Genomic DNA, 8,041 nt, shown 5'->3' with positions numbered 1-8,041 from the left:
ATCCGCGAAGGTGGGTTGCGAAACCCACCCTACGTTCAGCCCTTGACCGCCTTGACGATCTTCTGGGCACCATCCTTGAGGTCGTCGGCGGCAATCACGTCAACATCCGAGGTGTTGATGATCTCCTTGCCCTTCTCGACGTTGGTGCCTTCGAGACGCACCACCAGCGGCACCTTGAGGCCGACTTCCTTCACCGCGGCGATCACGCCCTCGGCGATGACGTCGCAGCGCATGATGCCGCCGAAGATGTTGACCAGGATGCCTTTGACGTTCGGGTCCGAGGTGATGATCTTGAACGCCTCGGTCACCTTCTCCTTGGTGGCGCCGCCGCCGACGTCGAGGAAGTTGGCGGGTTCCGCACCGTAGAGCTTGATGATGTCCATCGTCGCCATCGCGAGGCCCGCGCCATTGACCATGCAGCCGATCTCGCCATCGAGTGCGATGTAGTTCAGGTCATACTTCGAAGCCTGCAGCTCCTTGGCATCTTCCTCGGTCTCGTCGCGCAGCTCGGCGATGTCGGGCTGGCGGTACATCGCGTTGCCGTCAAAGCCGACCTTGGCGTCGAGCACCTTGAGCTCGTTGCCGGTCATGACGATCAGCGGATTGATCTCCAGCATCTCCATGTCCTTCTCGGTGAAGGCCTTGTAGAGGATGCCCATCAGCTTGACGCACTGCTTGACGGCCGCGCCCTCGAGCCCCAGCGAAAAGGCGACGCGACGGCCGTGGTAGGGCTGGTAGCCGGTGGCCGGATCGACCGAGAACGACAGGATCTTCTCCGGCGTGCTGGCGGCCACTTCCTCGATGTCCATGCCGCCCTCGGTCGAGCAGACAAAGGACACCCGGCTGGTCTGGCGATCGACCAGCAGCGCGAGATAGAGTTCGCGCTCGATGTCAGAGCCGTCCTCGATGTAGATCCGGTTGACCTGCTTGCCGGCCGGGCCGGTCTGATGGGTGACCAGGGTCTTGCCCAGCATCTTCTTGGCTTCCTCGGCGGCCTCCTCGACCGATTTGGCCAGGCGCACGCCGCCCTTTTCGCCAGCGCTCGCTTCCTTGAAGGAGCCCTTGCCGCGGCCACCGGCGTGAATCTGGGCCTTGACGACCCAGAGCGGCCCGTCCATCTCGCCAGCCTTGGATTTGGCCTCGTCCGCCTTCATGACGACGCGGCCATCCGATACCGGCGCGCCGTAGGAGCGAAGCAGTGCCTTCGCCTGATACTCATGAATGTTCATGGATCAACTGTCCCGTCTTGCTGCAATTGCACTGTGCCATGGCATATTGAAAACCGGTTGCTAAACGTAAAACTGCACCGCCCCCACTGTTAGCGCCGAAAACCCGACATTTGTGATCACACGATTTCAGCGTGTGATCACAAATTGTCGCGGCCGCTGCACCCACGTCACCTGCACCGCGAATCACTGGCCCCGCCGGCCTCTGACAGCGTCAAGCCCGGCGCCGGCACCGGGGCAGGGCGGCGGCAGAGCGGCGCAGGGACCACAACGGTTGACCGGGGCGCGGGGCGGATTCATGATGGCCGCGAGGGCGTTGGCCAGTGTGGCCCCGCATGCCAGCAAGGAGCTCTGCATGAGCCACACATGGGCCGTCGCGATGACCGCCAGAGAACCGGCGCAACTGGTGCTGGCCAATGTCGCCTGGCACCTGGGCACCGGCGCCGAGGAGGTGCATGTCTATCTCGATGACCCCGAAGATCCGGTGGCCGAGCGGCTCGAGGACTTGCCGGGCGTTCTGGTGACCCGCTGCGACGACGCGCATTGGCAGGCGCTGGCGCCGTCGCGCCGCCGCCCGGTGTCGCACCGCCGCCGCCAGGGGCTCAACGTCGGTCAGGCGATGGCGCGCGCCGGCACCGACTGGCTGGTGCATCTCGATGCCGACGAGTTCCTCTGGCAGGACCGGCCGCTCGGCGAGGAGATGGCGGTGGTGCGCGAGCTCGACTGCGAGCTGCATTTCGCGGTGCACGAGCGGCTCTTCCGCCATGACGTGCCGGCGCCCTCGCTGTTTTCCGGGCTGTTCCGCACCGCCACCAAGGGGCTCAACCGCCGCACCGACGGGGTCGACAACGATGCGGTGATCTTCGGCGACTGGGCCTCGGTGCTCAACAACGGGCTGCTGGCGCATTCCGCCGGCAAGCACGCCGCCCCCACCGACAGCGATTTTCGCCCCGGGCTGCACTGGTCCTACCGCGGCGCCGGCCGGGAGCGGGCCCAGCGCTATCATTCCACCTCGACCCGGCTGCTGCATTTCGACGGTCTGACCCGGCTGCACTGGCTGTCCAAGCTGATCCGCTACCGCGACGTCAATCCGGCGCTGATCAAGCTGCCGGAACACCGGCTGGCTCAGATCGCGGTCTACCAGAACATCGCCGGCTACCCCGAGGCGCTGGCCGATTTCCACCGCGAGCTGCGCGAGCCCGACGAGGCCACTCTGGCCCGGCTGCGCGCCTTCGGGCTGCTGTTCGAGCAGAGCTTCGAGCCTTGCCCGGTGATCTCGCGGGTGCTGGGCTACCTGCCAGACCTCACGCCGGAGAGCTTCGACGCCGAGCTGCGCCGCCGCCTGCCCGAATTGGCCTGACGCCGGCCCGGGGTGCCGATCCAGCCCTTCTTCTGTTCACAAATACCCTTGGGGGAGTCCCGCAGGGACGGGGGCAAAGCCCCCTGTCCACCCAACAAAAAAGGGCGCCCCGCGAGGGACGCCCTTGAAAGCAGGTGCCGCAGGGCTCAGGCCAGCGAGCTGTCGATGCCCTTGCAGGCCTCGACAAGACCCTTGACCGCCTTGACCGACGCGTCGAACATCTCCTGCTCCTGCTTGGTGAGCTTGATGTTGACGATGCGCTCGACGCCGCCGGCGCCAATCACGGTGGGCACGCCGACATACATGCCGTTCAGGCCGAACTCGCCGTCGCAATAGGCCGCGCAGGGCAGAACGCGCTTCTGGTCCTTGAGGTAGGCTTCTGCCATCTCGATCGCCGAGGTGGCCGGCGCGTAGAAGGCCGAGCCGGTCTTCAGCAGGCCGACGATCTCGGCGCCGCCGTCACGGGTGCGCTGAACGATGGCGTCGAGCTTTTCCTGCGTGGTCCAGCCCATCTGCACCAGGTCGGGCAGCGGGATGCCGGCGACGGTGGAATAGCGCACCGAGGGGACCATGGTGTCGCCGTGGCCGCCCAGAACAAAGGCGGTGACATCCTTCATCGAAACGTCGAATTCCGAGGCGAGAAAGTGGCGGAAGCGGGCCGAATCGAGCACCCCGGCCATGCCGCAGACCTTCTCGGCCGGCAGGCCGGAGAACTGCTGCAGCGCCCAGACCATGGCATCGAGCGGGTTGGTGATGCAGATCACAAACGCATCGGGGGCGTTGTCGCGGATGCCTTCACCGACCGATTTCATCACCTTGAGGTTGATGCCCAGCAGGTCGTCGCGGCTCATGCCCGGCTTGCGCGGCACGCCGGCGGTGACGATGCAGACATCGGCGCCGGCGATGTCGGCATAATCCTGGGTGCCTTTGAGCTTGGCGTCAAAGCCTTCGGAGGGGCCGGATTCGGCGATGTCGAGCGCCTTGCCCTCGGGGGTGCCTTCCGCAATGTCGAACAGGACAACGTCGCCCAGTTCCTTGAGCGCGACGAGATGGGCGAGCGTGCCGCCGATCTGTCCCGCGCCGATCAGGGCAATCTTGGGTCTGGCCATGGAAATTTCTCCGGTCGGTGTTGAATTTGGCCGTTTGCGTAAGCCGGAAATCCCGCCGGCGCAAGAGCGCTGCATTGCGGCGCGGCGGTCGGCTGCGGCTGGAAGTCGCGGCGCGATAGCGCTAAAGACCCGCGAACTAGGGCAGTTAGGCGAGGCGGACATGCTGGAATTCACCCCGGGATTTTTCGCGATCGCCCTGCCGGCGGTGGCCTTTGCCGGGGTGTCCAAGGCCGGTTTCGGCTCGGGCGCCTCCTTTGCAAGTGCTTCGATTCTGGCGCTTGTTCTGCCGCCGGGGCTGGCGCTGGGGATCATGCTGCCGCTGTTGATGCTGGTCGATCTGGCCAGCCTGAGGCCCTATTGGCGGCGCTGGTCCTGGCCCGAGGCGCGGGCGCTGATGCTGGGCGCGCTGCCCGGCGTGGCGCTCGGCGCGCTGCTCTACCGGATTGCCGATGACGATGCCATAAGGCTGCTGATCGGGGCGATCTCGCTGGGCTTCGTGGCCTGGCAGATCAGCGTCGCGCGCGGCTGGATCACCCTTGGCGGCCGGCCGCTGCCGCTGCGCGGTGGCTACCTGGCGGGGATGACCGCCGGCTTCACCAGCTTCATCAGCCATGCCGGCGGCCCGCCGGCGGCGGTCTACCTGCTGGGCCGCAAGCTCGACAAGACCGGCTACCAGGCCACCACGGTGATCGTCTTCTGGGCGGTCAACCTGTTCAAGTTCGTGCCCTACAGCTTTCTCGGTATCTTCACCCTGCAGACCCTGATGGCCGATGTGCTGCTGGCGCCGGCCGCGCTGTTCGGCGCCTGGCTGGGGGTGAAGGCGCATCACATGATCCCGGAACGGGCGTTCTTTGCGCTGACCTACGTGCTCTTGACCTGCACCGGGGCCAAGCTGATTTTCGATGCGCTGACCTAGAGCGGCGGGGCGCTTGCGCGGGTCTTATTGTCGGCGGCTATTAGAATGGGGGCTTTCCCCCAGGTTTTGTGAAGAAGAGGGGGGCTTTGCCCACAGGTTTTCTTTAAGAGAGGGGGGCTTTGCCCCCCGGGCCTGCGGCCTCCCCCCAAGGGTATTTCTGAACAGAAGAAGCAGGGGGAGTGCGCCCTGTTTCAGGCGTCGTTGCCCTTGGCGGGCAGCGGGTCCGAGAGGGTCTCGAAGGCCTGGCCGGCGGCCATCAGGCAGGTGATGCCATTGGCGGTGGTGACGGTGATCGTCCAGCTGCCGGTGTCCTGCGAGGCAAAGAGTTCCATCATCGCGTTGTTGCCGCCAAGTCCCATCGATTGCCGGCTCTCACCGTATTTTTCCGCCAGCCGCGCGATCACCGCGGCGCGCGGGGCGCAGTTCGGAGTGGTCTGCGCCGCAGCGCGGTCGGCGGCCAGCGCCAGAAGACAGGCGCCGAGGCCGAGGCTCAGTTCGAAGGCATGTGTCAAGTCGGTCCCTCAGGTTGGAGGCAGGGCGGGCCTGCCGGTGAGGCCTCCAGACTGCGGGAAAATGGTTAATTCCCGGGTAAACCCGCCGGACGTTGCCTGCACCGCAGGTTTTTGCTGCACTGCGGCACTTCACCCCTTGAACTTTTCGCAAAACACTGACCCTAATCTGCGCAACAATCTTGCAGGAGGATCCTTCCGATGGACATGCGCGCCCGGCCCTATCGTTCCGTTCTTTACATTCCCGGCTCCAAGACCCGGGCGCTGGACAAGGCGCGGGGCATGGCGGTGGATGCGATCATCTTCGATCTCGAGGATGCGGTGTCGGTCGAGGAAAAGGCCAATGCCCGCGCCACCCTGGCCGCGGCGCTGGACGCGGGCGGCTATGGCCCGCGGATGAAGATCGTGCGGATCAACGGGCTCGATACCGACTGGGGCCGCGCCGATGCCGAGGCGGTGGTGGCAATGGCGCCCGACGCGGTGCTGCTGCCCAAGGTCAACGGGGCAGGCGACCTCGATGCGCTGGCCGAGATCACCGGCGATCTGCCGATCTGGGCGATGATGGAGACGCCGCAGGGCATGCTGCGCGCCGAGGAGATCGCCGCCCATCCCAGGCTCGCGGGTTTCGTCATGGGCACCAATGACCTGGCCAAGGACCTGCAGTGCCGCTTCCGCGCCGACCGGCTGCCGCTGATGACCTCGCTCGGGCTCTGCCTGCTGGCGGCCAGGGCGCATGGGGTGGTGGTGGTCGACGGGGTCTATAATGCCTTCAAGGATGATGCGGGGCTGCGCGCCGAATGCGAACAGGGCCGCGACATGGGGATGGACGGCAAGACGCTGATCCATCCGGCGCAGGTGGCGATTGCCAATGAGGTCTTTGCTCCCTCCGGCGAGGATATCGACCTGGCCGGGCGGCAGATCGCGGCCTTCGAGGAGGCTCAGGCCCGCGGCGAGGGGGTGGCGGTGGTCGATGGCCGCATCGTCGAGAACCTGCATGTTGCCACGGCGCGCGAGATACTGGCAAAAGCAGAGGCAATCGCAGCCCTCTCAGCGGAGTGACCCCATGTTCGTCCTGATTCTCGGCCTCGCCCTCTGGGTGCTGGCGCATTTCTTCAAGCGGCTGGCACCAGAGCGCCGCGCCGCCCTGGGCGACAAGGGCAAGGGGCTGGTGGCGCTGGTGCTGGCGGTCTCGGTGGTGCTCATGGTGCTGGGCTATCGCGCGGCGCCGGTCATCCCGGTCTATGCGCCGTTCCCCGGCGCCGGGCATCTCAACAATCTGCTGATGGTCGTCGCTGTGCTGCTTTTCGGCGCCGGCTCACCGGGGAGCTGGCTGTCGACCAGGATGCGCCACCCGATGCTGATTTCGGTCAAGGTCTGGGCAATTGCGCATCTGCTGGTCAATGGCGATCTGGCCTCGCTCATCCTGTTCGGCGGCCTGCTGGCCTGGGCGGTGGGCGAGGTCATCCTGATCAACCGCAACGCCCCGGCCTGGCAGCGTGATCCCGACAGCAAACCGGGCCCACGCGATGCACGTCTTGTTGCCGTCTGGGCGGTGATGTTTGTCGTCATCGCCGGCGTGCACATCTGGCTTGGGCACAACCCGTTCATGGGGACATATTGATGAAACTCTACCGTTTTCTTTCTGCCGACGACACGTCGGAATTTTGCCACAAGGTCTCGGCCGCGCTCGACAAGGGCTGGGAGCTCTATGGCGACCCGAGCTATGCGTTCGACCATGCCAATGGCGTCATGCGCTGCGGCCAGGCGGTGACCAAGGAGGTCGAGGGGCAGTATGCGCCTGACATGAAGCTGGGGGCGCAGTGATGGCGGACAAGGCCAAGACAAACCCCGGCCGCTTCTTCGAGGACTACCGGCTGGGCGAGGTGATCCGCCACGCGGTGCCGCGCACGGTATCGGGCGGCGAGCGGGCGCTCTACCATGCGCTCTACCCGGCGCGCCATGCGCTCGCGTCTTCGGATGAATTTGCCCGCGCCTCGGGGCTGCCGGCCGCGCCGATCGACGATCTGGCGGCGTTTCACCTGGTGTTCGGCAAGACGGTGCCGGACATCTCGCTGAATGCGGTGGCGAACCTGGGGTATGCCGAGGGGCGCTGGCATCTGCCGGTCTATCCCGGCGATACCCTGCGCGCCGAGAGCGAGGTGATCGGGCTCAAGCAGAACTCCAATGGCACCTCCGGCGTAGTCTATGTGCGCACCCGTGGGCTCAACCAGCGCGACGCGCTGGTGCTGGAGTATGTGCGCTGGGTCATGGTGCGGAAAGGCGATCTTTCGGCCCCGGCGCCGGAGACGGTGATCCCCGAGTTGCAACGGGTGATCCCGGCGGGTGACCTGATGATCCCCGAAGGGCTCGACTTCTCCGGCTATGATTTCGACCTCGCCGGCGAGCCGCATCGCTGGGGCGACTACGCGGTGGGCGAGAGGATCGACCACGTCGACGGCGTCACCATCGAGGAGGCCGAGCACATGCTGGCCACCCGGCTCTGGCAGAACACCGCCAAGGTGCATTTCGACGCCACCTTCCGGCCCGACGGGCAGCGGCTGATCTATGGCGGTCACGTGATCTCTCTGGCCCGGGCGCTGAGCTTCAACGGGCTGGCCAATGCGCAGATGATCGTCGGGCTCAACGGCGGGGCGCATGCCAACCCGTGTTATTCCGGGCTGACGGTCAAGGCCTGGTCCGAGGTGCTCGACAAGGCCGAAACCGCGGCGCCGGGCGTCGGCGCGGTGCGGCTGCGGCTGGTGGCGACCTCGGGTGGCGATCCCTTCACGCTCAAGGGCGAGGATGGCAAGTACCTCGGCCATGTGCTGCTCGATCTCGATTACTGGGCGTTGATGCCTGTGTGAGGCCGGGCGGGACGGTGGGTTGCAAACCCACCCTACGGCCCGTGTAGGGTGGGTTTG

Annotated in this window: 9 protein-coding genes; 6 read left to right on the top strand and 3 right to left on the bottom strand. The window is 66.0% G+C overall.

Going from position 1 to position 8,041, the window contains the following annotated elements:
- Nucleotides 1-35: 35 nt before the first annotated feature.
- Nucleotides 36-1,229: an ADP-forming succinate--CoA ligase subunit beta gene (gene sucC, locus VOI27_RS23005; protein WP_323768991.1), complete on the bottom strand. Its 1,194-nt coding sequence runs from the start codon at nt 1,227-1,229 to the stop codon at nt 36-38.
- A 352-nt stretch (nt 1,230-1,581) separates the two neighbouring features.
- On the opposite strand from sucC, the gene VOI27_RS23000 reads away from it, so the two are divergent.
- Entirely contained in the window at nt 1,582-2,586 is a 1,005-nt protein-coding gene (locus VOI27_RS23000; RefSeq protein WP_323768988.1) for a glycosyltransferase family 2 protein, read from the top strand.
- 146 nt (nt 2,587-2,732) lie between these two features.
- Here the strand turns inward: VOI27_RS23000 and mdh are convergent, their stop codons facing one another.
- The gene (gene mdh, locus VOI27_RS22995) at nt 2,733-3,695 is read right to left on the bottom strand and encodes a malate dehydrogenase (RefSeq protein WP_323768986.1); all 963 of its coding nucleotides are present in this window, start codon (nt 3,693-3,695) and stop codon (nt 2,733-2,735) included.
- A gap of 160 nt (nt 3,696-3,855) precedes the next feature.
- Between mdh and VOI27_RS22990 the strand changes: the two genes are divergently transcribed.
- Nucleotides 3,856-4,611, top strand: a complete 756-nt coding sequence (locus tag VOI27_RS22990; protein ID WP_323768984.1) for a sulfite exporter TauE/SafE family protein — start codon at nt 3,856-3,858, stop codon at nt 4,609-4,611.
- Between the two features lie 191 nt (nt 4,612-4,802).
- Here the strand turns inward: VOI27_RS22990 and VOI27_RS22985 are convergent, their stop codons facing one another.
- Nucleotides 4,803-5,123 (bottom strand): hypothetical protein, encoded by a 321-nt coding sequence (locus tag VOI27_RS22985; RefSeq protein ID WP_323768982.1) that lies wholly within the window; start codon nt 5,121-5,123, stop codon nt 4,803-4,805.
- 198 nt (nt 5,124-5,321) lie between these two features.
- On the opposite strand from VOI27_RS22985, the gene VOI27_RS22980 reads away from it, so the two are divergent.
- Genes VOI27_RS22980 through VOI27_RS22965 form a run of 4 tightly spaced genes read left to right on the top strand, consistent with a single transcriptional unit; the run spans nt 5,322 to nt 7,984 of the window.
- On the top strand, nt 5,322-6,179 hold the full coding sequence (locus VOI27_RS22980) for a CoA ester lyase (RefSeq protein WP_323768980.1): 858 nt from the start codon (nt 5,322-5,324) through the stop codon (nt 6,177-6,179).
- Between the two features lie 4 nt (nt 6,180-6,183).
- Entirely contained in the window at nt 6,184-6,741 is a 558-nt protein-coding gene (locus tag VOI27_RS22975; RefSeq protein WP_323768978.1) for an NnrU family protein, read from the top strand.
- Nucleotides 6,741-6,944, top strand: a complete 204-nt coding sequence (locus tag VOI27_RS22970) for a DUF1737 domain-containing protein (RefSeq protein WP_323768976.1) — start codon at nt 6,741-6,743, stop codon at nt 6,942-6,944. The genes VOI27_RS22975 and VOI27_RS22970 overlap by 1 nt, the downstream gene beginning before the upstream one ends.
- Nucleotides 6,944-7,984 carry a MaoC family dehydratase gene (locus tag VOI27_RS22965; protein ID WP_323768974.1) on the top strand — a complete coding sequence of 347 codons (1,041 nt, stop codon included), beginning with the start codon at nt 6,944-6,946 and terminating at the stop codon, nt 7,982-7,984. The genes VOI27_RS22970 and VOI27_RS22965 overlap by 1 nt, the downstream gene beginning before the upstream one ends.
- Nucleotides 7,985-8,041: the final 57 nt, after the last annotated feature.

The sequence above is a fragment of the Marinovum sp. genome (genome assembly GCF_034669705.1).
Lineage (GTDB): Bacteria > Pseudomonadota > Alphaproteobacteria > Rhodobacterales > Rhodobacteraceae > Marinovum.
The sequence above is the reverse complement of the archived record's forward strand: the minus strand, read 5'-3'. Positions and strand labels throughout refer to the sequence as shown.